Raw genomic sequence first — 24,140 nt, 5'->3', positions numbered from 1 at the left:
GCTATGATGCCGCCAAAAGTTGCGGCAAGCACGATTTCCGTGCCGCGCATCGCACAGGACATTCTTTCCACCCCAGCGATAACCACCGGGAATCACTCCATAAACGAATTTCAATAGACGGCTATCGCCGCTTTCTCCAGACTCTGGGCGTCGGATCGCGTTGTGCGGTTCGTCCTCGACAATAGCGCGCCAGAGCTTCAAAGGCCGCATAAGCGCCCCGCAGGAGACAAGCCATGCCGCATCGCCCCAGAGTCACACGGTCGGTTCTCGCGCTCATGTGCGCGATGTCCTTCATCATGTATCTCGATCGCGTGAATCTGTCCGCCGCCGCGGGACTGATTCGCGACGACCTGCATCTGTCCAATACCGACGTCGGCTTCGTGTTCGGCGCATTCGCCTACACCTACGCGATCTGCCAGGTGATCGGCGGATGGTTCAGCGACCGCGTCGGCGCGAAGACCACGCTCGTGCTGTGCGCGACGATCTGGATCATCGCGACGTTCGCAACAGGCGTCGCGGGCGGCGTAGTGTCGCTGTTCTGCGCGCGCATGCTGCTCGGCGTCGGCGAAGGGGCCGCGTTGCCCGCGCAGGCGCGCGCGCTCGTCAACTGGTATCCGGCGAGCAAGCGCGGCTTCGTGCAAGGGCTCACGCATTCGTTCTCGCGTCTGGGGAACGCGCTCACGCCGCCGCTGATCGCGATTCTCGTCGCGTTCGCGTCGTGGCGTGCGTCGTTCATGCTGGTGGGCGCGCTCACCGCCGTCTGGGTCGTGATCTACGCATGGTATTTCAAGGACGACCCGCGCAAGCATCCGCACATCACGCCCGAGGAAGTGGCCGAACTGCCGCCGGAAACGATGGCTTCCGCGAAGAAGACGCGTGAACCGACGCCGTGGCGCCGGCTCATCCGGCGCATCGGGCCGACGATGATGGTCTACTTCTGCTACGGCTGGACAGGCTGGCTGTTCTTCACGTGGCTGCCGACGTTCTTCATGCACGGACGCGGCCTCGATCTGAAAAGCTCCGCGCTGTTCTCGGCGGGCGTGTTTCTCTCGGGCGTGGTCGGCAATACGGCGGGCGGCGTGTTGTCGGATCGCATTCTCAAGCGCACAGGCAACGTGGTGGCCGCGCGGCGCAACATGATCGTCATCGCGTTTCTGGGCGCGCTCGTGTTTCTCGCGCCGGTGATGATCGTGCATTCGCTGCCCGTCATGGCCGCATCGTTGAGCCTGTCGTTCTTCTTCCTTGAAATGACGATCGGACCGATCTGGGCCGTGCCGATGGACATCACGCCGAAGCACGTGGGCATCGCAAGCGGGCTGGTGAATGCGGGCTCCGCCATTGCGGGCATTTTCTCGCCGATCGCATTCGGGTTTATCGTCGATCGCACGGGCAACTGGACGCTGCCGTTCATCGGCTCGCTGTGCTTGCTGGCGGTGGGCATCGTGATGACGTTTTTTATGCGCCCGGATATCAAGCTAGATGCGGACGCCTCACTCGACGAAGCCGCGGCCGAGCACGGTTTGAAGCTCGCCGAACAGCGTCACTGAAGCCCAGGCCGGCGCTTGCATTCATGCCGCGCGAATCGCCTCGATCACGAGGCGGGTCGCCGGGCTGATGCGCCGGTTCTTGCGCAGAATCAGCCCGTAGGGCGCAAGGCGGCCGCGCAACGCCGTGCCGAGCGATGCGATCGTGCCGAGCGCCGCATAGTAGTCCGCCACGGATGACGGCAACACGGCCAGCATGTCCGAATCGCGCAGCAGCGAGAGCGTCGTGAGTATCGACGACGTTTCCACCGTGCTCGCAGGCGGCGCCACGCGCGATTCCCTGAAGGTCTGGTCGATGACCTCGCGCATCGGGCTCGGATGCGGCTGCATGATCCACGCGAACTTCGCGACGTCCGCGAGCTTGGGCTTCACGCCAGGCGCCAGCGCCGGATGATCCGGCCGCGCGACGATGGCAAGCGCCTCCTCCGACAAAATCTCGAAGCTCAAATCGAGCGCCGGGAAACCATACGGTATGCGTCCCACGACGATATCGAGCTGATCCTGCTGCAAGGCCTGCACGAGCACGTCGCTGGTATCGATCTGCACGCTGATCTGCAAACGCGGGTGCGCCGCCTTCAGTTGCACGATCACGCGCGTGAGCAAGTCCGGCGCGGGCGCCATCACCGCACCGATACGCACCTTGCCGATATCGCCCGCTTCGATGGCGGCCAGTTCTTCGCGCAGTTCATCGAGATCCTCGAACATCACGCGCGCATAGCGCATCACGGCCTCGCCATACACGGTCGGTTCCATGCCGCGCGCATGCCGCACGAACAGCGATACGCCAACGGTGTCCTCCAGTTCCTTCAGCGCCTTGGTGGCCGCGGGCTGCGTCATCGCGAGTTCGTCGGCGGCGCGGCGCAGCGATTCGGTTTCGGAGAGCGCGAGCATCAATTGCAGATGACGCAGGCGGAGTCGTTTTCGGATGGTCGATGCGGGCGCGATCATGGGTTGGCGTCGTCCTTGCGAGCGATAACCACAGGAAATAGGGCGATGCGAAACATTCAATGGTCAGTTATCGCGGAGTTTCGCACACTAGCGTTACCCGAAACAGCCGCGCAAACCCTCGAATGGTGCGGCGCAACTCGATCGAACGGAGACAAACGAGATGAAGATCAAGCACGTCCGCGCACGCGTTTTCGAATGGAAGGGCAAGGTCGTTCCGCCGCAGCCGCACTTCTGCACGAACGCGGTGGACATCCTCTACGAACGCGGCGACGCGATGGGCTCGTTCCGCTTCCACGGCTGGCTGGTCGTCGAGATCGAATGCGACGACGGCACCGTGGGTATCGGCAATTGCGCGCTGGCGCCGCGCGTGGCCAAGCAGATCGTCGATGAATATCTCGCGCCCATTGCTATCGGCGAAGATCCGTTCGATTACGAATACCTGTGGCAGAAGATGTATCGCCGCACGCTGGCATGGGGCCGCAAGGGCATTGGCATGGCGGCGATATCGGCCATGGACATCGCCATCTGGGACATCATGGGCAAAGCCGTGAAGAAGCCCGTGTTCAAGCTGCTCGGCGGCCGCACGAAAGAAAAGATCTGGTGCTATGCCTCGAAGCTCTACAACAACGACAATCGCGATGCCTTTCTCGCCGAAGCGCAAGGCTATCTCGATCAGGGCTTCACCGCGATGAAGATGCGCTTCGGCTACGGCCCGAAGGACGGCCCGAAGGGCATGGCGAAAAACCTCGAACAGGTGCGCCTGTTGCGCGAACTGGCGGGCGAAGACGTGGACATCATGCTCGAATGCTACATGGGCTGGACGCTCGAATATGCGCGCCGCATGCTGCCGCGCCTCGCCGAATTCAATCCGCGCTGGCTGGAAGAGCCGGTCATCGGTGACGACGTCGAAGGCTATCAGGAGCTCAAGAAAATGAACATCGTGCCTATCTCGGGCGGCGAGCACGAGTTCACCGTGTACGGCTTCAAGGACCTGCTCGAACGGCGCGCGGTGGACGTCATTCAATACGACACCAACCGCGTGGGCGGCATCACGGCGGCGCGCAAGATCAATGCGATGGCCGAGGCGTGGTCGGTGCCCGTCATCCCGCACGCGGGGCAGATGCACAACTATCACCTCACGATGGCCTCGACCGCCAGTCCGATGTCGGAGTTCTTCCCGGTGTTCGACGTCGAAGTAGGCAACGAGCTTTTCTATTACATCTTCGATGGCGAACCGCAGCCGGAGAACGGCTATCTGCAACTCTCCGACGAAACGCCGGGTCTCGGCATCTCGCTCTCGGACAAGCATCTGAAGGATTTCGACATCATCGAATAGCCGCATGACGGCCGGGCCAACGCAGCCCGTGAAGCAGTCAACAGGAGACAGACATGGAAAGCAGGATGGAGGCCCGCGCGGCGACGCCCGATGCGGCAACGGCACAGCGCGCGACCAGCGTGCGCTGGCGCATCTTCGGCGTCGTGTTTCTGATCACGCTGATCAATCTGGTGGATCGCATCTCGCTGTCGATCGCGATGCCGACCATCGCGAAAGAGTTCGCGTTGTCGCCCGCGATGCAGGGCCTCATCCTCTCCAGCTTCTTCTGGTCGTACGCGCTGCTGCAAATTCCGGGCGGCTGGCTGATCGACCGCTTCGGCGCGCGCAAGGTGGTCGCGGGCGCAACGGTCCTGTGGGGCCTGTTTCAGACGCTGATGGGCGCGGCGACGGGCGGCCTCTCGATGCTCGTCATGCGCGTCGGGCTGGGCGGCGCCGAAGCGCCGCTCTTTCCGGCGGGCAGCAAGCTCAACGCGCTGTGGCTCTCGAAGAAAGAACGCGCGCGGGGCGCGGTGCTGATGGACGCGGGCTCGCCGCTCGGCGCGGCGATCGGCGGCCTGGCGATCTCCAACCTGATCCTGATGTTCGGCTCGTGGCGCACAGCGTTCGTCGTCGCGGGCCTGGCGACCATCGCGTGCGGATGGCTCGCCTGGCGCTATTTGCGTGACGATCCGGCGAAGCATCCCAGTGTCAATGCAGCGGAGCTGGATCATATCCGCGATGGCGCGCCCGCGCAGGCAAGCGCCGCGATTCAGGCAAGCGTGCACACGCAGGACGCGCCCTTGCCGCTGCGCTCGACGGTTGCCATGTGCGTGGGCCGCATGGCCTGGGCGATGATCTTCTTCGGCTTGCTGACCTGGGGCCCGAGCTATCTGACGCAGGCGCGCGGCCTGAGCCTGTCGCAGATCGGCGCGGCGACGTTCTTCATCTTTCTGGCCGGTGCGTGCGGCTCGCTGACAGGCGGCTTTCTCTGCGATGCATTGTGCTCGCGGGGCTTCGCACGCGGCAAGGTCGTAAAGAGCATGATCGCGGTGTCGGGTCTCGCGACGCTCGCGGTGTTCGCGGCGCTGCCGGGCATTTCGTCACCGGTGACGGCCATCGCGGTACTGTGCGCGGCGGCGTTCGTGCTGTTGTGGGGCAGCCTGTACTGGAGCCTGCCGTCGCTGCTCGCGAGTCCGGGGCGCGTCGGTCTGCTCGGCGCGTGCATGAATTGTGCGGGCAGCGTCGGCGGGATTTCGATTCCGCTCATCACCGGCTTCATTCTTCAACGCACCGGATCGTTCGATGCGGTGCTGCATTTTTATAGCGCCTGTGCGCTGGTGTACATCTTCGGCTCGCTCGCCATCGACCTGCGCCATACGCGCTGATACCTGAAAGGCACAACTACCATGAAACCCCGTATTGCAGTCCTGCTCGGCGACCCTGCCGGCATCGGTCCCGAACTCATCGCGCGTCTGCTCGCGCGGCCCGAGAACCGCGCGCGCGCCGATCTGCTGATCATCGGCGACAAGCGCGAACTCGATCGCGGCATGGAGATCGCGCAGCAACGCTTCGACTACACCGTGGTCGAGAACGAAGCCGATGCGACGCGCGATACCGACATACCCGCGCTGATCGATTTCCGTCTCGACGATGCCCCCTACGAGCGCGCCGTATCGACGGAACGCGGCGGCCGCTACAGTCTTGAAGCCTTCAAACAGGCGCTCTCGCTGACGCAGGACAAGCGCACCCACGCGATGATGTTCGCGCCCGTCAACAAGACTTCGCTGCACATGGCGGGCATGGAGACGAGCGACGAAATGGAATGGTTCGCGCGTCAGCTCGACTACAGCGGCGCGTTCTGCGAGTTCAACGTGCTCGACGAACTGTGGACCTCGCGCGTCACCTCGCACATGGCGCTGAAGGACGTGAGCGCGAAGTTGTCGGAGCAGCGCATTATCGGTGCGATCCGCCTGATCGACGATGGCCTGAAGCGCGCGGGCATCGCGTCGCCGCGTATCGCAGTGTGCGGCTTCAATCCGCATAACGGCGACAACGGCGCGTTCGGCCGCGAGGAACTCGACGTGATCGCGCCCGCCGTCGACAAAGCGCGCGCACTCGGTTTCGACGCTCAAGGTCCGTTCCCCGCCGACACGATCTTCGTGCGCGCGCGCGACCAGAAAGCCTTCGACGGCGTGGTCACGATGTATCACGACCAAGGCCAGATCGCGATGAAGCTGATGGGCTTCTGGCGCGGCGTGACGGTGCATGGCGGCCTGCCGGTGCCGATCACGACGCCCGCGCACGGCACCGCGTTCGACATCCACGGCAAGGGGCAAGCCGACGTGGGCGCGACGCAGAAGGCGTTCGATATCGCCGTGCGCATGGCGCAGGACCGGCTGGAATGACGCCATGATGCGCGAGCACATCGAGGCCTTGCGCCAGCGCTTCCTGAATAGCGGCGACGACGCGGACTTGCCTATCGTCGATGCGCATCATCACTTCTGGGATTTGCAGCGCAACTATCATCCGTGGCTGCGCGACGTGCCGCGCATCCCGTTTCGTTACGGCGATTACGAGTCGATCTGCCGCGACTTCCTGCCCGACGATTATTTCGCGCGGGCGGGCAGTCATCGCATCGTCAAGACGGTGATGATGGAAGGCGAGTGGGACCCGCGCGATCCGACGGGCGAAGCACACTGGGCCACCGCGTTGCATCGGCGCGCGGGCTTGCCGAGCGCGATGGCCGCGCAGATCTGGCTCGACCGCGAAGATGTGGCCGATGTGCTCGCCGTCTACCGTGATATGCCGCTCGTGCGCAGCGTGCGGCACAAGCCCGCGAGCGTGCCGCGCGCCGCGCATCGCCCCGATTTCAGCGCGCCCGGCTCGATGCGTTGCGAACGCTGGCGACGCGGCTACGCACTGCTCGACGCAAGCGGGCTGATGTTCGAATTGCAGGCGCCGTGGTGGCACTTCGAGGAAGCGGCCGAACTCGCGCGCGATTTTCCGCGCACGACGATCATCGTGAATCACACGGGTCTGCCGTCCGACCGCAGCGACGAAGCACTCGCCGCGTGGCGTAGCGCGCTCGATGCGCTCGCGCGTCATCCCAACGTGTGGCTGAAGATTTCGGGCATCGGCGAGCCGGGCGTGACGTGGAGCGTGGCGCGCAACGGCCCGGTCGTGCGCGATGCGATCGCGAGCTTCGGCGCGGCGCGTTGTCTCTTCGCGAGCAACTTTCCCGTCGACAGTCTCGTGGTCACGCTCGACGATCTGTTCAGTGGCTTCAAGGCGATGGTCGCGGCGCGCACACGCGAGGAGCGGCTCGCGCTCTTTCACGACAACGCGTGCACGCTCTATCGCATTTAGACCCTTCAAACAGGAGACATTCTTCAGATGGCTGCACCGATCTATCGCGGCGTATTCCCCGTCGCGCCCACCGTTTTCGATGACGCAGGACGGCTCGATCTCGAAGGCCAGAAACGCGCCATCGATTTCATGATCGACGCCGGCTCGCACGGCGTATGCATTCTCGCGAACTTCTCCGAGCAGTTCGCGCTGTCCGACGCGGAACGCGAGACGGTACAGCGCACCGTGCTGGAACACGTTGCGGGCCGCGTGCCAGTGATTGTCACGACCACGCATTTCGGCTCGCAGATGTGCGCCGAGCGCAGCCGCGCGGCGCAGGACGCGGGCGCCGCGATGGTCATGGTGATGCCGCCGTATCACGGCGCGACGATCCGCGTGAACGAGCGCGGCATTCACGAGTTCTATCAGCGCGTGTCGGATGCGATCGACATTCCCATCATGATTCAGGATGCGCCGGTCGCGGGCACGCCGCTCGCCGCGCCGTTTCTCGCGAGACTCGCCCGCGAAATCGAGCATGTTTCGTACTTCAAGATCGAGACGGCGCAGGCGGCATTGAAGCTGCGCGAGCTGATCGAACTGGGCGGCGATGCGATCGTCGGCCCGTGGGACGGCGAGGAAGCCATCACGCTGATTCCGGATTTCGATGCGGGCGCAACCGGCGCGATGACGGGCGGCGGCTATCCCGACGGCATCCGCAAGATCGTCGATGCGTATGCGTCCGGCGACATCGAACAGGCGGAGGCGCTTTATCAGCAGTGGCTTCCGCTCATCAACTACGAGAATCGCCAGTGCGGGCTTGCGGCCTGCAAGACGCTGATGAAGGAGGGCGGCGTGATCCGCTCGGATGCGGTGCGCCATCCGCTCGCGCCGATGCATCCGAAGGTGCGAGAAGGGCTGCTCAAGGTGGCACGGCGGCTCGATCCGCTGGTGCTGCGCTGGGGGCGCTGAACCGTCAAAAAAAAAAGCGAAGCCCATGAGGACTCCGCTTTCGGTTCACCGCATGAAAAGCCGCTCAGTGACAGGCCGGCGCGGCCTTCTTGCAGGCATCGGCGAGTTGCGGCGGCGGATCTTTCTTGAACACCGTCTTGTACGATTCCAGCACGTTCGACTGCACCACCGGCAGCGATTGCACGCCGATCCACGCAGGCGGCGTCTGGCCGATGAGCGCCTTCATCATCGCCATGGCTTCGGCCACGCCCTGATCGTACGGACGCTGCGAGCCGGTTGCCTTGAGCGGTCCGCCCTTCGCGATCTCGATCGCCGATTCGAGTCCCAGATCGACCGTGGTCACCGGCGTGTTGATGCCTTGCGCGCGCATCGAGGTGAGCGTGTCGAGCGCGGGCTGGTCCCACACGGCGAACACGCCCTTCACGTCCGGATTCGCGGTGAGAAAGTCGCCCGCGATTTGCCCGACTTTCGACGGGTCCGTGAACGCGACCTGCTTGATCTTGATGTCCGGCCGGTTCTTCTTGAGCCATTCGTTCACAGCCTTCGTGCGCTCCGTCGTGCTGAAGTAATCGACGCCGAAATTCACGAGTCCCACCGTGCCACCCTTAGGCACGCACGACGCAAGCACCTTCGCCGCGATCTGGCCGTTGCCTTCGCTGTCGGCGGAGACCATCGCCGCGTATTCCTGCGGATGCTTTAGCCCCTTCGGCACGTTGTCCATGAACACGAGTTTGATGCCGGCCTGCGAGACCTTCTTGTAGGTTGCGGCTGTAGCCGTGCCATCGACGGGAATCGAAATGATGCCGTCCGGATGGCGCTGGATCGTGTTCTCGATGTCGGCGATCTGCTTGTCGACCTGATATTCCGCCGATGCCGTGCCGATCACTTCCACGCCGTATTTCTTGAGCGTATCGGTGATGCCCTGAACCTGTAGTTGCGACCAGTCGAGGTTCATCGTCTGCATCGAAATGCCGACCTTGAACTTGCCGGCCTTGACCTTCGCGGCCTCGGCATCCGTCAGCTTGACTGCATCGGCCGATGCCGCCTTCTCGCCGTTCGGTCCTTGCCCGACGATGCCCGCCGGTCCTATCGACGCCACCGGCAATTTCTCGCACGTCTGCGCGTATGCGTGCGACACACCCAGCGCCAGGGTCGCCGCCACCGCGACGCCTGCCAGCTTAGCCCCTGATCCACGACGATGTTTCATGACTTCCCTCCGTTGGTCGTTGTGTACTGCGTCTCCTGCCTGTTATGAAGTCGCGCGAGTGCCGCTCACTTCACCGCTCACTTGCGCGTGAAGGCAACGGCCGCGACGATGATGACGCCCTTGATGACGAGTTGCAGCGACGAACTCACGCCGAGCAGCACGAGCCCGTTGTTCAATGTGCCGATGATGAGACTGCCCAGCAGCGTGCCCAGTATGAAGCCGCGTCCGCCGAACAGGCTGCAGCCGCCGAGCGTGACCGATGCGATCACATCCAGCTCCATCCCCTGCACGACGTCCGGCCGCGCCGCATGCGAACGCGCGGACAGCACGAGCGCGGCGAGACCCGCGAGCACGCCCGTCAGCACGAAGGCGAGCGTCGTCACGCGGCGAATGTTGATGCCCGAGTAAAGCGCGGCGGTCGGGTTGCCGCCCGCGGCGTAAATCTGCCGGCCGAACACGCTGTAGTGCAACAGCAGAATGCCGCCGACAACAGCCAGCAGCGTCCATAGAATTGGCGCCGGGACGCCTGCAATCGAGCCTTCGCCGAAGATCGAGATGAAGGTGTCATTGGTGATGATTTCGGGGCGCGTCGTGGTGACCATCAGCGCGAGGCCGCGCGCCGCCGAGAGCGAGCCCAACGTGACGAGGAACGACGGAATGCTCAGGCGCGTCGTGACGAAGCCGTTGATCGCGCCGACGATCGCGCCCGTGCCGATGCCCGCAATCGCGCCGACGATCCAGCTATCGTTGATATGCGACATCGCGAGCGCCGCCGCCATGCCGGACAGCGCGAGCGACGATCCCACCGAGAGATCGATCTGCCGCGCGATGATCACGAACGTCATGCCGATCGCGATGATCGACACGAGCGCCGTCTGCCGCCCGATATTGAGGAAGTTGTCGATCGAGAGAAACCACGGCGACGCGAAGCTGAACACCACGAGCAGAATCGCGAACGCGATATACAGCATGTACGGGCGATCGCCCTGCAGAAGCGTGCGCGCGATACGCCACGCGCGCGAGCGGCGCTGTGCGCTCTGTTGCTCGGCGGGCAATGGAGTGGGTGACACGGATTCGTTCATGTTGCAGGCTCTTCGGTCGTGCGCAATGTTTGAATGAGGTGATGCAGCTCTTCCGCGTGGCGAATCTCGCCTCGCGCGACGGTGCGCTGTATCGAGCCGTCGACGACAATCGAAATGCGGTCGCACAGCCGCAACAGTTCGTCCAGATCCGACGACACCACCACGACGCCGGTGCCCGCGCGGGCCGCATCGTGCACGACGCCGTAGATTTCCTCGCGCGCGCCGACATCGACGCCGACGGTCGGTTCGTCGAGCAGCAACACCTTCGGCCGCGGATGATTCCACTTCGCGAACACGACCTTCTGCTGATTGCCGCCGGAGAGAAACTTCACCTGCGTCGATGCATCGGGCGCTTTCACGGAGAGCTGCTTCATCGCGATCTGCGCCTGAAGCGCGGCGGCTTTCGCGCGCAGCCAGCCGCCGCGCGAGAACTGCGGCAGGCGCGGCAAGGTCAGATTGCGTTCGATCGAATGATCCAGCACGAGTCCTTGCACGTGACGATCTTCCGGCACGAGCGCGATGCCGCGTTCGATGGCATCGGCGGGACGGCGCGCGGCGAACGGCTGGCCGTCGAGATCGATGCTGCCGGATTCGAGCGGCAGCAGGCCGAAGATCGTCTGAAGTATTTCGGTGCGGCCGCTGCCGATGAGCCCGGCAAGACCGTGCACTTCGCCCTTGTGCACCGCGAAATTCACGTTGCGCAGACGCGCGTTGCTCACGTTCGAGAGCGTCAGCGCGGGCGTGCCCTTGATTTGTGCGATGTCGCGTTGCGCGTGTGCGGCGGAAGTGCCCGTCGTGGTTTCCTGCTTTGCCTGCATGGCGGCATGACGCGGGCCGACGATCGCCGCGACGAGCTGCTTCATGTCGGTTTCGGCGGTGGCGAAATGGCCGGCATTCGCGCCGTCGCGCAGAATGGTCACGCGCTGCGAAATGCGGAACACTTCGTTCAGCCGATGCGTCACGTAAATCACGCCGACGCCGCGCGCCGTCACGGTGCGGATGGCGTCGAAGAGAATCTGTTCTTCGCCGCCGGTGAGTGCGGACGTGGGTTCGTCGAGGATCAGCACGCGCACGTCGCCCATCAGCGCCTTGCAGATTTCCGTCATCTGCCGATAGGCGAAGGGCAGGGAATCGACGGGCACGCGCGGATCGAGCGGAATATTGTGTTCGCGCAGAAACGCGCTGACCTGCGCCATCAGTTCGCGCTGTTTGACGAAGCCAAGCCGCGTGCGCGGCTCGCGCCCGAGCATGAGATTCGCCCCGACCGACAGCGATTCGACCAGACTCAAATCCTGATACACGACGGCCACGCCCGCCTCGCGCGACTTCGCCGGCGATTCGAACGCGACCTTTTGCCCGACGATTTCAATGGAGCCTTCGTCGTACGTGTGAACGCCGCTCAGGATTTTGATGAGCGTGGATTTGCCCGCGCCGTTTTCGCCGAGCAGCGCGTGCACTTCGCCCGGCAGCACTTCGAAATTGACGCCGCGCAGCGCCTGAACGCCACCAAAACGCTTGGTGACGCCTGCAACGCGGATCAGTGGCGCACGGGCCGATGAAGCGGCCGCGCCCGCAACCGGCTCACTCATCCTGATGTCTCCTTCGCCGCAAGGACGAATTCTTATGTTTCGCGCTTCGAGTCGCGATCTGTCTTGTGATCTTCGCATCAGGCAAATGATGCGTCAATAACATTTAACCCCATATCGGTTGTGAAATTCGGGAGGATCGGAACAATTATCGCGATTTTTGTGATGATCCTATCGTTCGGATGTGAAGCCGTAAAAACACTGATGAATACTGGCGCACCCAAACCGCCCCGTTTACACATTCTTTATATCTTCCTTCGACCTCTTGTTAAGTCCTTTACGTCCGTTTTCGTACTCTCCAGCCTGTCCTGAACCGCATAAGGGGAGAACTTCACAATGGACTTCATTTATCTCGCCGGCATCGTCCTCTTTTGGGGACTCTGCATGGCGCTCACGAGCGGCTGCGAAAAGCTGAGCCGCCGCGCGACGGGAGGCCGTCCATGAGCGCCTGGATGGTGTGGCTGGCGGCGGCATCCACGCTGCTGCTGTTCGTCTACCTCGTGTATGCGCTGCTGCGTGCGGAGGATCTCGAATGAACGCCAATACGTTGATGCAGACGGCGCTCTTCATCGTCGTTCTCATTGCGCTCGCGATTCCGCTCGGGCGCTATATCGCGAGCGTGCTCGACGGCTCGTCCGTGGTCGTGCGCAGGATCGGGCGTCCGCTCGAAAACCTGTTGTACCGCTTAGCCGGCGTCGATCCCGAAGCCGAGATGTCGTGGAAGCATTACGCCCTCGCCGTGATGCTGTTCAACGTGCTCGGTGCACTCGTGCTCTACGCGATCCTGCGGCTGCAAGGCATGCTGCCGGCCAATCCGCAAGGCATGGCCGGCATGACGCCCGATGCCGCGTTCAACACCGCCATCAGTTTCGTCACCAACACGAACTGGCAGGACTACGGCGGCGAGAGCACGCTCGGCTATCTCGCGCAGATGCTGGGTCTCACCGTGCAGAACTTCGTTTCGGCGGCCACCGGCATCGCGGTCGTGATCGCGCTGATTCGCGGCTTCAAACGTCACACGGCGCAGACCATCGGCAATTTCTGGGTCGATCTCACGCGCACGACGCTCTATATTCTCGCGCCGCTCGCGGTGATCTTCGCGCTGGTATTCGTGAGTCAGGGCGCGATCCAGAACTTCAAGGCCTACGAAGACGTCTCGACGCTCCAGGTCACGACCTATCAAGCGCCGAAGACGGACGCGCAGGGCAACGCCGTGAAGGACGCGAAGGGCAATCCGGTGATGCAGGACGTCAAGGCCGACAAGCAGACGCTGCCGATGGGCCCGGTCGCCTCTCAGGAAGCGATCAAGATGCTCGGCACCAACGGCGGCGGCTTCTTCAACGCCAATTCCGCGCATCCGTTCGAGAACCCGACGCCGTTCTCCAACTTCATGCAGACGCTCGCCATGCTGATCATTCCGGCGGCGCTGTGCGTGGTGTTCGGGCGCACGGTCGGCGACAAGCGGCAGGGTTATGCGGTGCTCGCCGCGATGACCATTGCGTTCGCCGTCGCGTGCTGGGGCGAGATCGCATCGGAGCAGGCGGGCAATCCGCTGTATGCGTCGCTCAAGGTCGATGCTAGCGCGTCCGCACTGCAAGCCGGCGGCAACATGGAAGGCAAGGAAACGCGCTTCGGCATCGCGCAATCGGGCATCTTCACGGTCGCGACGACGGCCGCTTCGTGTGGCGCGGTCGCCAATACGCACGATTCGCTGACGCCGCTCGGCGGCCTCGTGCCGATGCTGCTCATTCAATTGGGCGAGGTGATCTTCGGCGGTGTCGGCTCGGGTCTGTACGGCATACTCGCGTTCGCGTTGCTCGCGGTGTTCGTCGCAGGTCTGATGATCGGCCGCACGCCCGAATACGTCGGCAAGAAGATCGAGTCGTTCGAGATGAAGATGGTGTCCATCGTGATTTTGCTCACGCCGCTGCTCGTGCTCGCGGGCACGTCCATCGCCGTGCTGACGGCATCCGGCACCGCAGGCATTGCGAATCCCGGCGCGCATGGCTTCTCCGAAGTGCTTTACGCGTTCAGCTCGGCCGCCAACAACAACGGCAGCGCGTTCGGCGGACTCTCGGTAAATACGCCGTTCTACAACGTGATGCTCGCCATCGCGATGTGGTTCGGGCGCTTCGGCTCGCTCATTCCGATCCTCGCCATCGCGGGATCGCTCGCGGCCAAGAAGCGTCTTGCCGTGACCGCCGGGACCTTGCCCACGCACGGCCCGCTCTTCGTGGTGCTCCTGCTCGGCACGCTGGTTCTGGTCGGCGCGCTCACGTATATCCCGGCGCTTGCGCTGGGCCCGATCGTCGAGCACATCACGATGGTCACGGGTCATTGATTTTCGAGGACAGCATGAATCAACCCAATCAAACACCGATGCACCGTCCCGAGAATCTGGGGCAGGCGCGCACGGCGGCGCGTTCGATGTTCGATCCGACGCTGCTCAAACCCGCAATCGTCGATTCGTTCAGGAAGCTCGCGCCGCGCACGCAGTTGCGCAATCCCGTCATGTTCTGCGTATACGTCGGCAGTATTTTGACGACGGTGCTGTGGATCGCGGCGCTCGCCGGTCAAGCGGAAGCGCCTGCGGGCTTCATCCTCGCAATCGCGCTGTGGCTGTGGTTCACCGTGCTCTTCGCGAACTTCGCGGAAGCGCTCGCCGAAGGGCGCTCGAAGGCGCAGGCCGCGTCGTTGCGCCAAGCCAAGCACAACGTGATGGCGAAGAAGCTCAACGAGCCGCATCCGAAGTCGCCGATCCGCATCACGACATCGACCGATCTCGTGAAGGGCGACGTCGTGCTGGTCGAAACAGGCGACGTGATTCCCGCCGACGGCGAAGTGATCGAAGGCGTGGCATCCGTCGACGAATCGGCGATCACGGGCGAATCCGCGCCGGTGATCCGCGAGTCGGGCGGCGATTTTTCGTCGGTGACGGGCGGCACGCGCGTGCTCTCGGACTGGATCGTGGTGCGCGTCTCGGTCAATCCGGGCGAGGCGTTTCTCGACCGCATGATCGCGATGGTCGAAGGCGCGAAGCGTCAGAAGACGCCCAACGAGATCGCGCTCACGATCCTGCTCGTCGCGCTCACGCTCGTGCTGCTGTTCGCGACCGCCACGCTGCTGCCGTTCTCGATGTTCTCCGTCGAAGCGGCGAAGCAGGGCCACGTCGTGACGATCACCGCGCTCGTCGCGCTGCTCGTGTGCCTGATTCCGACGACTATCGGCGGGCTTCTGTCCGCCATCGGTGTGGCGGGCATGAGCCGCATGATGCAGGCGAACGTGATCGCGACATCGGGCCGCGCGGTCGAAGCAGCCGGCGACGTCGACGTTCTCTTGCTCGACAAGACCGGCACCATCACGCTCGGCAATCGTCAGGCGTCGGCATTCACCGCGGCGCCCGGCGTGCAGGAGCGCGATCTCGCCGACGCCGCGCAACTCGCCTCGCTCGCCGATGAAACGCCGGAAGGCCGCAGCATCGTCGTGCTGGCCAAGCAGCGCTTCAATATCCGAGAGCGCGACATGGCCTCGCTGCACGCGACCTTCCTCGCGTTCAGCGCGCAGACGCGCATGAGCGGCGTGGATCTGCCGGGGCGCGAAATTCGCAAGGGCTCGGCGGATGCACTGAAGCGCTATATCGAAGAACGCGGCGGTCGCTTTCCGCAGGAAGTGCAGACCGCAGTCGATGACGTCGCGCGCCGGGGCAGCACGCCGCTCGTCGTCGCGGAAACAAGCCATGGGACGACGCGCGCGCTGGGCGTGATCGAGTTGAAGGACATCGTGAAGGGCGGCATCAAGGAACGCTTCGCCGAGTTGCGCAAGATGGGCATCAAAACGGTGATGGTCACCGGCGACAACCGCCTGACCGCGGCGGCGATTGCGGCGGAAGCGGGCGTCGACGATTTCCTCGCCGAAGCGACACCCGAGGCGAAGCTCGCGACGATCCGCTCGCATCAGTCGGAAGGGCGTCTGGTCGCGATGACCGGCGACGGCACCAACGACGCACCCGCGCTCGCGCAGGCCGACGTCGCCGTGGCGATGAACACCGGCACGCAGGCCGCGAAGGAAGCGGGCAACATGGTCGATCTGGATTCGAATCCGACCAAGCTGATCGAGATTGTCGAGATCGGCAAGCAGATGCTGATGACGCGCGGCTCGCTGACGACGTTTTCCATCGCCAACGACGTCGCCAAGTATTTCGCGATCATCCCGGCTGCGTTCGCGACGACCTATCCGCAGCTTCGCGTGCTGGACGTGATGCATCTCGCGTCGCCGTCGTCGGCCATTTTGTCGGCGGTGATTTTCAACGCGCTGATCATCGTGTTTCTGATTCCGCTCGCGTTGAAGGGCGTGAAGTATCGCGCGCTGGGCGCCGCGTCGCTGCTGCGACGTAATCTGCTGATCTACGGCCTGGGCGGCCTCCTGTTGCCGTTCCCGTTCATCAAGCTCATCGATATGGTCATCACCGCGCTCGGCTGGAGTTGATCCGCCGTTTGCAGAGAGATCGAATCAAAGGAAAAATGACATCATGAAAAACGTTCTTCGCCCGGCACTCGTGCTGTTCGTCGCGCTGACGGTGGTGACCGGCCTGATCTATCCCGCGGTCGTGACCGCCATCGGTCAGGCGGCGTTTCATCATCAGGCCAATGGCAGTTTGACCGAACGCAACGGGAAGGTGATCGGCTCGGACATCATCGGCCAGCAGTTCGACGCGCCCCAGTATTTCTGGGGCCGTCTCTCGGCCACGACGCCGAATCCGTACAACGCGGGCAGTTCCAGCGGCTCGAATCTCGGGCCGACGAACCCCGCGCTTGCGGATGAAGTGAAGGGGCGCATCGACGCGCTGCATGCAGCCGACCCGGCCAATCAGATGGCGATTCCCGTCGATCTCGTGACATCATCGGGCAGCGGGCTCGATCCCGAGATCAGCCCGGCGGCGGCCGCGTATCAGGTCGCGCGCGTCGCGAAGGCGCGCGGCATGACGGTTGAGCAGGTGCAGGCGCTCGTCGGGCAGGCGACCATGGGACGCCAGTTCGGCGTGCTCGGCGAACCGCGCGTCAATGTGCTGAGGCTCAACCTCGCGCTGGATGCGGCCAAGGGCTAAATATAGAAGCATGGACTACCACGAGCAACAACGATGACCCGCCCCAACCCCGACGAACTGCTCGACAAACTTCAGCGCGAAGAGGAGAAGCTTCAGCGCGGCCGGCTGAAGGTGTTTTTCGGCGCGTCGGCGGGTGTCGGCAAGACGTTCGCGATGTTGCAGGCCGCGCGCCGTCGGCAGGAAGAAGGCGTGGATGTGGTCGTCGGCGTGGTCGAAACGCATGGCCGCAAGGAGACACTCGCGCTGCTCGACGGTCTGGACACGCTGCCGGCGGCGCGCATCGACTATCGCGGGCGGCTGCTCGCGGAGTTCGATCTGGATGCGGCGCTCGCGCGCAAGCCGCAGCTCGTGCTCGTCGATGAACTCGCGCATTCGAACGTGCAGGGCTCGCGTCACTTGAAGCGCTGGCAGGACGTGCAGGAACTGCTCGACGCGGGCATCGACGTGTACACGACCGTCAACGTGCAGCATCTGGAAAGTCTCAACGATATCGTCGGGCGCATCACGGGCATTCGCGTGTGGGAGACGGTGCCGGACCGCGTCTTCGATCTCGCCGATGAAGTCACGCTCGTCGATCTTCCGCCCGAGGAACTGCTCGACCGTCTGCGCGACGGCAAGGTGTATCTGCCGACACAGGCCGAGAACGCGGTGCGCAATTTCTTCCGCAAGGGCAATCTCATCGCGCTGCGCGAACTGGCGCTGCGCCGCACCGCCGACCGTGTCGATGCGCAGATGCGCGAATATCGCGCCGATCAGTCGATCGAGCGCATCTGGCGGGCGCGCGAGCGTCTCATCGCGTGCGTCGGGCCAGGTCCGGAGAGCGCGGCGCTGGTACGCGCGGCGGCGCGGCTGGCGGCGGCGCTGAAGGCCGACTGGCTTGCGGTCTATGTCGAGACGCCGAAGCTTCAACGTCTCTCCGACGATCAACGCCGCCGCACGCTCGACGCGCTCAAGCTCGCCTCCGAACTCGGCGCGGAAACCGTCACGCTGGACGGCGCGGACGCCGCCGCGACGCTCATCGACTATGCGCGCATGCGCAACGTATCGAAGCTGGTGGCGAGCGCCTCCGCCGCGCAGGGATGGCAGCGTTACTTCGACCGGCCGGTGAGCGAGCGCATCATCCGTCAGGCGGCGGATATCGACGTGACGCTCGTATCGACCGGCACGCGCGACACGCAACCACATTCGACGCTCACATTCGGCGCGCTGCGGGACGGCATGCACTCGCCGCCGCGCGCTTACGCGTATGCGCTCGCCATTGGCGCGGGAATCACGCTCGTTGCAAGCGCGCTTGCCGCGCAACGCTTCGCCGTGACGAACCTCGTGATGCTCTATCTGCTCGGCGTGATCTTCGCCGCCGTGCGGCTCGGGCGTGGGCCGGGCGTCATGTTGTCGTTTCTGTCGGTCGCCGCGTTCGACTATTTTTTCGTCGCGCCGGTGATGTCGTTTTCGGTTGGCGACACGCAGTATCTGCTGACCTTCGCGGTCATGCTGCTCACGTCGCTCACGATCAGTCATCTGACTTCCAGCCTGCGCCGCGAAGCGCGGATCGCGTCGCAACGCGAGCGCCGCACGGGCGCCATGTACGCGATGACCAAGGAACTCGCGGCCGCGCTGATGACCGAGCAGATCATCGAAATCGGCACGCGTCATATCGCCGAAGTGTTTCAGGCGAAGGCCGCCATTCTGTTGCCGGACAGCGGCGAGAAGGTGCAGCAGAAGGTCGCGGAAGCCAGTCCGGAAACGACGCTCGGCCGAACCGAACTCGACCTCGATATCGCGCAATGGGTCTACGACCAGCAAAAGCCGGCGGGACGCAGCACCGACACGCTGCCCGCGGCGCAGGCGCTCTATCTGCCGCTCAAGGCGCCGATGCGCACACGCGGCGTGCTCGCCTTCGCGGCGCAGCGAACCGCCGATCTCGCCGTTCCCGAGCAGCGGCGCATGATCGAAACCTTCGCGGCGCAAATCGCGCTGGCGCTGGAGCGCGTGCATTACGTGGAAATCGCGCAGGACGCGCTCGTCAACATGGAATCGGAGCGCATGCGCAACTCGCTGCTCTCGGCCATCTCGCACGATCTGCGCACGCCGCTGACATCGATTGTCGGCTTCGCGTCGCTGCTGGACGAGCAAGTCAAGGCCGGCGAGGAACGCACGGCGCGCTCGCAGGAACTCGTGCACGCGATCCACGACGAAGCGCTGCGCATGAGCGGGCTGGTGACGAATCTGCTCGACATGGCGCGGCTGCAGGCGGGCGCGATCCGCCTCAATCGACAATGGTCGATGCTGGAGGAAACCGTGGGCGCCGCGCTCAACGGACTCAGGCGCACGCTTATGGGCCGCCGCGTGCAAACGCGCATTCCCGCGGATTTGCCTTTGCTGCAACTCGATGCCGTCCTGATGGACCGTCTGTTCGCCAATCTGCTGGAAAACGCCGCGAAATATACGCCGGAGGGCACGGACATCGATATCTCCGCGCGGCTGGAGCAGGAGGACGGGAAGCGCTTCGTCCGCGTCCGTGTCGACGATCGCGGTCCGGGCATTCAGGCCGGCATGCAGAAGCGGCTCTTCGAGAAATTCACGCGCGGCGAGAAGGAGTCGGCGCAGTCCGGCGTCGGGCTGGGTCTCGCGATATGCCGCGCCATCGTCGAGGCGCATGGCGGCGAGATCGGCGCCGAGAATCGTCTGGAAAACGGCAGCGTCGCGGGAGCGAGCTTCTGGTTCACGCTGCCGGCTGAAGGCACGCCGCCTGCCGTCGAAATGTCGCCCGACGAAGAAGCCGCACTGGATGAAGCCAGCGCGCGCCGGTCGGACAAAGCGGGCGAGTCGAAGTCATGATCGACATGCGGCATACGGTGCTGATCGTCGAGGATGATCCGCAGATCCGGCGTTTCGTTCGCTCGACGTTGCAGTCGAACGACGTGGAGGTCGTCGAGGCGGACACCGGCCGCGCCGGACTGCGTGAGATCGCCACGAGGCAGCCCGATCTCGTCGTGCTCGATCTCGGCCTGCCGGATACGGACGGCATCGACGTGATCCGCGAATTACGGGGATGGACGCAGGTGCCGGTCATCGTGCTGTCCGCGCGCAGCAGCGAAGCGATGAAGGTCAGCGCGCTCGATGCCGGCGCGGACGACTATCTCACCAAGCCTTTCGGCGTCTCCGAACTGCTGGCGCGCGTTCGCGCGCAGTTGCGCCGCACGACGCGCGCTCTCGAGGAAGCGCCGGCGGTGTCGTTCGGGGAGATCGTCGTCGATCTGGCAAGACGCGAAGTGACACGCGCCGGTCAGCCGGTGCGCCTCACGCCGACCGAGTATCGGCTGCTTTCGGTTCTCATGCGGCATGCGGGCAGGGTGCTGACGCATCGGCAGTTGCTGCGCGACGTGTGGGGGCCGGCGCAAGTGGACAACGCGCATTATCTGCGTGTCTATATGGGGCATCTGCGCCAGAAACTTGAAAAGGATCCTGCTCAGCCCGAACACATCATCACCGAAACGGCCGTGGGGTATCGGCTGATGGGCGTGAGGTAGAAGACGCATCCGGCATCGCGAGCGCCTGTAGAAGTTCGCAATGCTCCGCCGTCCGGCCACGGCAATCGGCAACCTGCCGGAGTGCGCGCCGCATTCGCTGAAGGTCTCGAATTTTCCCGTCGATGTCGTCGAGGTGGGCGCGGGTCATGCCGTCGGCGTCGGCGCAGGGGCGTTCGGGATGGTCGGCGAGCGAAAGCAGTTCGCGCATCTCATCGATACTGAAACCAAGCTCACGGCCCCGCCGGATAAAGGCAAGACGCTGAAGCGACGCGCTGTCGTATTGCCGATATCCGTTGCTCGCGCGGCCGGGCGCGCGTAGCAGATCGATCTTTTCGTAATAGCGGATCGTTTCGATATTGACGCCCGAAAACCGGCTCAGCATGCCGATGGAATACATTGCGGTCATGGCTTGACCCTGTAGTGGCTACAGGCTTCAGGATAGCCTTTTCGACTGTTATCGGAGGCCGCCGTGCCGGGTCATTGCTGTCATCCTTGCGACGATCAGCCGAACCAGCCGCCTTAGCCGCCTCAGCCACGTGAGGGCTATCGGCGATTGCTCTGGATCGCGTTGCTGATCAATGTCGCGATGTTCGGCGTCGAAGTGTCGTCGGGATTTCGCGGCGGCTCCGTGTCGCTGCTGGCGGATTCGCTCGACTTCCTCGGCGACGCAGCCAATTACGGCATCAGCCTGTTTGTTCTGGGCTTGAGCCTGAGCGCCCGCGCGCGTGCCGCCCGGCTGAAGGCCGTGACGATGTTCGCGTTCGGCGTCGGAATACTGGGCTGGGCGGCGTGGCACTTTTTCATCGATCGCGTGCCCAGCGTGCCGACCATGGGGATCGTCGGAACCTGCGCGCTGCTCGCGAACGGGGCGGTGGCGGCGCTGCTGTATCGATATCGCGACGGCGACAGCAACATGCGCAGCGTCTGGTTGTGCACCCGCAATGACGTGCTCGGCAACATGGCGGTTCTGCTGGCCGCGCTGGGTGTATTCGGGACGGGTTCCGCCTGGCCGGATCTGGCGGTCGCGACAGTCATGGCGACGCTTGCGTTGACATCCGCGTTCCAAATCTTCCGGCAGGCCAATGCCGAACTGCGCGAGCATCCGTCGGGACGAGAGGTCACTTCGCGGTAAGGTCCCTCAACCGCGCCCGCTTTCCGTCACCGCTCAATCGTGCCGATGATGCTTGTGGTGCTTGCCGTGATGTCCGCGGCTGTAGTCGTCGGAGTACGAGTTCGAGCGCGAAACATTGCCACCCAGCGCCGCGCCCGCGCCGCCGCCCAGCGCCGCGCCGATCAGGCCGCCGCCGCTGCCGCCCATTGCATTGCCTGCCGCCGTGCCCGCGCCGCCGCCCAGCGCGCCGCCGACGATCGCGCCCGTGCGCTCGCGACGGTTCGACGTGACCGCGCCGCCTGCGCCGCCGCCCACCGCCCCGCCGAGCACCGCGCCCGTGCTTCCGCCGACCGCGCCGCCGAGTGCCGCTCCGGCCACGCCGCCGAGTGCGCCGCCGAGCGCGTTGTTCATGTCGCCGGCCATGACCGGCATCGACGCTGCAGCCGAAAGTGCTGCGACAGCAACAAGCTGAATGATTTGTTTTGACATTGTTCGGACGTTTGTTTTTGAGACGGCGCTGAGTATAACCGCACGTCTGAAAGCTTTCCGTAACGGCCGGCTTGGGCGGCGGTAAGAGGTGTAACAAAACTATCGGGCGCTAAAACCTTATCCATTAACGATCATGAATCGATATCTAAATTTTTTCTAATTTTTCCTTATCGATGTTCTCGCGCAGGATGCACTTGCGTTCTCCGTTCGTCCTCAGGTCTGGAAGGCCGACCGGCACAGACGCACGCGCTGCGGCGCGCATCCGAATTCTTTTTAAATCGTTGGGGATGATGGTTCGATCGTCCAATGCGACCGGTGACTAAAAACGGCTGCGACAGATCAGGCACTCCCCGGATAACCGTCTCGCGACCGGCGCACCGCACCGGTTTTTTTTGCAGCACATCAGGCGCCGCACGAGCGCTATGAAACATAACGGAGACAGACATGGCAATCGCAGACACGGTTGGGTCCGGGCAGTCGTACGGGCGTCGGCAAAACAGATGGATGCAGCTGGCGATCGGCATCGTGTGTATGGGGCTCGTCGCCAACTTTCAGTACGCATGGACCTTGTTCGTGATGCCGATGGATGCGAAACACCATTGGGGGCAGGCGGCGATTCAAACTGCGTTCACCATCTTCATCGTCACTGAGACGTGGCTCGTGCCCGTCGAAGGCTGGCTCGTCGACAAGTTCGGACCGCGCCCGGTGGTGATGGGCGGCGCAATTTGCGCGGCGATTGGCTGGGTCATCGATGCACATGCCACCACGCTCATGCATCTGTATATCGCCGCCGTGGTCGCGGGTATCGGCGCCGGTTGCGTGTACGGCACCTGCGTCGGTACGGCGCTCAAGTGGTTTCCGGACAAGCGCGGTCTCGCGGCGGGTTTGACCGCGGCGGGCTTCGGCGCGGGCGCGGCTGTCACGGTCATTCCGATCTCGAACATGATCCAGCGTTCCGGCTACGAGCACGCGTTCATGTTCTTCGGCATCTTTCAGGGCGTGTGCATCTTCCTGCTCGCGCTGATGCTCGTGCGGCCGAATCCGCCGAAGGGCATCGTGCCGGCGAAGCGCATCGTCTCGACGAAAATCGACTACACGACCGGACAGATGGTGCGCGCGCCCATTTTCTGGGTGCTGTATCTGATGTTCGTGTGCGTCGCGGCGGGCGGTGTGATTGCGACCGCGCAGTTCGGGCCGATCGCCAAGGAATACGGCTTTGCCAGCATGCCGGTGAATATCCTCGGCGTCACGCTGCCGCTGCTCGCGATGACGCTTTCCATCGACAACCTGTGCAACGGCTTCACGCGTCCGCTATGCGGCTTTATCTCCGACAAGATCGGCCGCGAGAACACCATGTTCATCATCTTTCTGGGCGAAGGGGTCGCGCTGCTCGGGCTGATGCAGTTTGGCCAGAGTCCTTACATGTTCATGCTGTTCGCGGCGCTGACCTTCCTCTGCTGGGGCGAGATCTTCTCGATTTTCCCGGCCACCTGCGCCGATACCTTCGGCAGTAAATACGCCGCCGCCAACGCAGGCACGCTCTACACGGCGAAGGGCACGGCGTCGATGCTCGTGCCGATCGCCTCGGTGCTCGCGTCGCTCGGCTCGTGGAACACCGTGTTCATTGCGACCGCGATCACGTCGATAGCGGCGGGCGTGTGCGCCAAGTTCGTCCTCGCTCCGATGCGCCGCCGCTGGATCGAGAACACGATCGCGGAGACGGCGTCGCCGCCGGGCATCGGCATGGCTTTCCAGTCGGACTGGACGGATGCGCCGAGCAAGTCGTCGGCGCGCTGAGGATCGATGATCTCGCGCAGGGACGCCAGAGGTACATAAGGCGCAGAAGGCACAAAAAGGCCGCGTGACGAATGTCCGCGGCCTCTGTGTCATGACGGGGGAGACGTTTTCAA

Annotated in this window: 20 protein-coding genes; 14 read left to right on the top strand and 6 right to left on the bottom strand. The window is 63.9% G+C overall.

Translation table 11 applies throughout. The features are described from left to right. The first annotated feature begins 233 nt into the window (after window positions 1-233). The gene (locus tag BRPE64_RS23290) at window positions 234-1,547 is read left to right on the top strand and encodes an MFS transporter (RefSeq protein WP_044042905.1); all 1,314 of its coding nucleotides are present in this window, start codon (window positions 234-236) and stop codon (window positions 1,545-1,547) included. A gap of 21 nt (window positions 1,548-1,568) precedes the next feature. On the opposite strand, the gene BRPE64_RS23285 is transcribed toward BRPE64_RS23290, so the two are convergent. Continuing rightward, window positions 1,569-2,492 (bottom strand): LysR family transcriptional regulator, encoded by a 924-nt coding sequence (locus tag BRPE64_RS23285; protein ID WP_016347348.1) that lies wholly within the window; start codon window positions 2,490-2,492, stop codon window positions 1,569-1,571. A 160-nt stretch (window positions 2,493-2,652) separates the two neighbouring features. Here BRPE64_RS23285 and BRPE64_RS23280 point away from each other — a divergent pair, with 160 nt between their 5' ends. Genes BRPE64_RS23280 through BRPE64_RS23260 form a run of 5 tightly spaced genes read left to right on the top strand, consistent with a single transcriptional unit; the run spans window position 2,653 to window position 8,121 of the window. Then, complete coding sequence (locus BRPE64_RS23280) at window positions 2,653-3,828, top strand: L-rhamnonate dehydratase (RefSeq protein WP_016347347.1); 1,176 nt, start codon at window positions 2,653-2,655, stop codon at window positions 3,826-3,828. Window positions 3,829-3,881: 53 nt separating this feature from the next. Then, entirely contained in the window at window positions 3,882-5,192 is a 1,311-nt protein-coding gene (locus tag BRPE64_RS23275) for an MFS transporter (RefSeq protein ID WP_044042904.1), read from the top strand. 21 nt (window positions 5,193-5,213) lie between these two features. Further along, on the top strand, window positions 5,214-6,212 hold the full coding sequence (locus BRPE64_RS23270) for a 4-hydroxythreonine-4-phosphate dehydrogenase PdxA (protein WP_016347345.1): 999 nt from the start codon (window positions 5,214-5,216) through the stop codon (window positions 6,210-6,212). Between the two features lie 4 nt (window positions 6,213-6,216). Beyond that, window positions 6,217-7,173: an amidohydrolase family protein gene (locus BRPE64_RS23265; protein ID WP_016347344.1), complete on the top strand. Its 957-nt coding sequence runs from the start codon at window positions 6,217-6,219 to the stop codon at window positions 7,171-7,173. Window positions 7,174-7,200: 27 nt separating this feature from the next. Then, window positions 7,201-8,121, top strand: coding sequence for a dihydrodipicolinate synthase family protein (locus tag BRPE64_RS23260; protein WP_016347343.1), 921 nt, complete (start codon window positions 7,201-7,203; stop codon window positions 8,119-8,121). A 64-nt stretch (window positions 8,122-8,185) separates the two neighbouring features. On the opposite strand, the gene BRPE64_RS23255 is transcribed toward BRPE64_RS23260, so the two are convergent. The 3 genes from BRPE64_RS23255 to BRPE64_RS23245 form a co-directional block, all read right to left on the bottom strand. Continuing rightward, window positions 8,186-9,328, bottom strand: coding sequence for a substrate-binding domain-containing protein (locus BRPE64_RS23255; RefSeq protein WP_044042903.1), 1,143 nt, complete (start codon window positions 9,326-9,328; stop codon window positions 8,186-8,188). Between the two features lie 77 nt (window positions 9,329-9,405). Then, entirely contained in the window at window positions 9,406-10,410 is a 1,005-nt protein-coding gene (locus BRPE64_RS23250; RefSeq protein WP_044042902.1) for an ABC transporter permease, read from the bottom strand. Continuing rightward, window positions 10,407-11,999 carry a sugar ABC transporter ATP-binding protein gene (locus tag BRPE64_RS23245; RefSeq protein ID WP_016347340.1) on the bottom strand — a complete coding sequence of 531 codons (1,593 nt, stop codon included), beginning with the start codon at window positions 11,997-11,999 and terminating at the stop codon, window positions 10,407-10,409. The genes BRPE64_RS23250 and BRPE64_RS23245 overlap by 4 nt, the downstream gene beginning before the upstream one ends. A 437-nt stretch (window positions 12,000-12,436) precedes the next feature. Between BRPE64_RS23245 and kdpF the strand changes: the two genes are divergently transcribed. From kdpF to kdpE, 6 genes are all read left to right on the top strand, one after another. Continuing rightward, entirely contained in the window at window positions 12,437-12,532 is a 96-nt protein-coding gene (gene kdpF / locus BRPE64_RS23240; RefSeq protein ID WP_044042901.1) for a K(+)-transporting ATPase subunit F, read from the top strand. Continuing rightward, window positions 12,529-14,337 carry a potassium-transporting ATPase subunit KdpA gene (kdpA, locus tag BRPE64_RS23235; protein WP_016347338.1) on the top strand — a complete coding sequence of 603 codons (1,809 nt, stop codon included), beginning with the start codon at window positions 12,529-12,531 and terminating at the stop codon, window positions 14,335-14,337. The genes kdpF and kdpA overlap by 4 nt, the downstream gene beginning before the upstream one ends. A gap of 86 nt (window positions 14,338-14,423) precedes the next feature. Beyond that, on the top strand, window positions 14,424-16,481 hold the full coding sequence (gene kdpB / locus BRPE64_RS23230) for a potassium-transporting ATPase subunit KdpB (protein ID WP_044043109.1): 2,058 nt from the start codon (window positions 14,424-14,426) through the stop codon (window positions 16,479-16,481). A gap of 43 nt (window positions 16,482-16,524) precedes the next feature. Then, a complete protein-coding gene (gene kdpC, locus BRPE64_RS23225; RefSeq protein WP_044042900.1) occupies window positions 16,525-17,100 on the top strand; it encodes a potassium-transporting ATPase subunit KdpC in 576 nt (191 codons plus the stop codon). A gap of 33 nt (window positions 17,101-17,133) precedes the next feature. Further along, on the top strand, window positions 17,134-19,938 hold the full coding sequence (locus BRPE64_RS23220) for a sensor histidine kinase (protein WP_016347335.1): 2,805 nt from the start codon (window positions 17,134-17,136) through the stop codon (window positions 19,936-19,938). Beyond that, window positions 19,935-20,630: a two-component system response regulator KdpE gene (gene kdpE, locus BRPE64_RS23215; RefSeq protein ID WP_016347334.1), complete on the top strand. Its 696-nt coding sequence runs from the start codon at window positions 19,935-19,937 to the stop codon at window positions 20,628-20,630. Before BRPE64_RS23220 ends, kdpE begins: the two co-directional genes overlap by 4 nt. Here kdpE and BRPE64_RS32435 read toward each other — a convergent pair. After that, complete coding sequence (locus BRPE64_RS32435; RefSeq protein WP_084675806.1) at window positions 20,587-21,036, bottom strand: MerR family transcriptional regulator; 450 nt, start codon at window positions 21,034-21,036, stop codon at window positions 20,587-20,589. The genes kdpE and BRPE64_RS32435 overlap by 44 nt on opposite strands. A 147-nt stretch (window positions 21,037-21,183) precedes the next feature. Here BRPE64_RS32435 and BRPE64_RS23205 point away from each other — a divergent pair, with 147 nt between their 5' ends. Next, window positions 21,184-21,762, top strand: coding sequence for a cation transporter (locus BRPE64_RS23205; protein WP_016347332.1), 579 nt, complete (start codon window positions 21,184-21,186; stop codon window positions 21,760-21,762). A gap of 33 nt (window positions 21,763-21,795) precedes the next feature. Here the strand turns inward: BRPE64_RS23205 and BRPE64_RS23200 are convergent, their stop codons facing one another. Further along, entirely contained in the window at window positions 21,796-22,230 is a 435-nt protein-coding gene (locus tag BRPE64_RS23200; RefSeq protein WP_044042899.1) for a hypothetical protein, read from the bottom strand. Window positions 22,231-22,674: 444 nt separating this feature from the next. On the opposite strand from BRPE64_RS23200, the gene oxlT reads away from it, so the two are divergent. Then, complete coding sequence (gene oxlT / locus BRPE64_RS23195; protein WP_044042898.1) at window positions 22,675-24,027, top strand: oxalate/formate MFS antiporter; 1,353 nt, start codon at window positions 22,675-22,677, stop codon at window positions 24,025-24,027. Window positions 24,028-24,140: the final 113 nt, after the last annotated feature.

Source organism: Caballeronia insecticola (assembly GCF_000402035.1).
GTDB classification, from domain to species: Bacteria; Pseudomonadota; Gammaproteobacteria; order Burkholderiales; family Burkholderiaceae; genus Caballeronia; species Caballeronia insecticola.
The sequence above is the reverse complement of the archived record's forward strand: the minus strand, read 5'-3'. Positions and strand labels throughout refer to the sequence as shown.

Excerpts from the sequence above, each read along its gene's own strand:
- BRPE64_RS23250 (WP_044042902.1), bottom strand. The coding sequence starts at position 10,410 with ATGAACGAATCCGTGTCACCCACTCCATTGCCCGCCGAGCAACAGAGC.
- BRPE64_RS23260 (WP_016347343.1), top strand. The coding sequence starts at position 7,201 with ATGGCTGCACCGATCTATCGCGGCGTATTCCCCGTCGCGCCCACCGTT.
- kdpA (WP_016347338.1), top strand. The coding sequence starts at position 12,529 with ATGAACGCCAATACGTTGATGCAGACGGCGCTCTTCATCGTCGTTCTC.
- BRPE64_RS23265 (WP_016347344.1), top strand. The coding sequence starts at position 6,217 with ATGATGCGCGAGCACATCGAGGCCTTGCGCCAGCGCTTCCTGAATAGC.
- BRPE64_RS23270 (WP_016347345.1), top strand. The coding sequence starts at position 5,214 with ATGAAACCCCGTATTGCAGTCCTGCTCGGCGACCCTGCCGGCATCGGT.
- oxlT (WP_044042898.1), top strand. The coding sequence starts at position 22,675 with ATGGCAATCGCAGACACGGTTGGGTCCGGGCAGTCGTACGGGCGTCGG.
- kdpE (WP_016347334.1), top strand. The coding sequence starts at position 19,935 with ATGATCGACATGCGGCATACGGTGCTGATCGTCGAGGATGATCCGCAG.
- BRPE64_RS23255 (WP_044042903.1), bottom strand. The coding sequence starts at position 9,328 with ATGAAACATCGTCGTGGATCAGGGGCTAAGCTGGCAGGCGTCGCGGTG.
- kdpC (WP_044042900.1), top strand. The coding sequence starts at position 16,525 with ATGAAAAACGTTCTTCGCCCGGCACTCGTGCTGTTCGTCGCGCTGACG.
- kdpB (WP_044043109.1), top strand. The coding sequence starts at position 14,424 with ATGTTCGATCCGACGCTGCTCAAACCCGCAATCGTCGATTCGTTCAGG.
- BRPE64_RS23200 (WP_044042899.1), bottom strand. The coding sequence starts at position 22,230 with ATGTCAAAACAAATCATTCAGCTTGTTGCTGTCGCAGCACTTTCGGCT.
- BRPE64_RS23285 (WP_016347348.1), bottom strand. The coding sequence starts at position 2,492 with ATGATCGCGCCCGCATCGACCATCCGAAAACGACTCCGCCTGCGTCAT.
- BRPE64_RS23245 (WP_016347340.1), bottom strand. The coding sequence starts at position 11,999 with ATGAGTGAGCCGGTTGCGGGCGCGGCCGCTTCATCGGCCCGTGCGCCA.
- BRPE64_RS23290 (WP_044042905.1), top strand. The coding sequence starts at position 234 with ATGCCGCATCGCCCCAGAGTCACACGGTCGGTTCTCGCGCTCATGTGC.
- BRPE64_RS23220 (WP_016347335.1), top strand. The coding sequence starts at position 17,134 with ATGACCCGCCCCAACCCCGACGAACTGCTCGACAAACTTCAGCGCGAA.
- BRPE64_RS23280 (WP_016347347.1), top strand. The coding sequence starts at position 2,653 with ATGAAGATCAAGCACGTCCGCGCACGCGTTTTCGAATGGAAGGGCAAG.
- BRPE64_RS23275 (WP_044042904.1), top strand. The coding sequence starts at position 3,882 with ATGGAAAGCAGGATGGAGGCCCGCGCGGCGACGCCCGATGCGGCAACG.
- kdpF (WP_044042901.1), top strand. The coding sequence starts at position 12,437 with ATGAGCGCCTGGATGGTGTGGCTGGCGGCGGCATCCACGCTGCTGCTG.
- BRPE64_RS32435 (WP_084675806.1), bottom strand. The coding sequence starts at position 21,036 with ATGACCGCAATGTATTCCATCGGCATGCTGAGCCGGTTTTCGGGCGTC.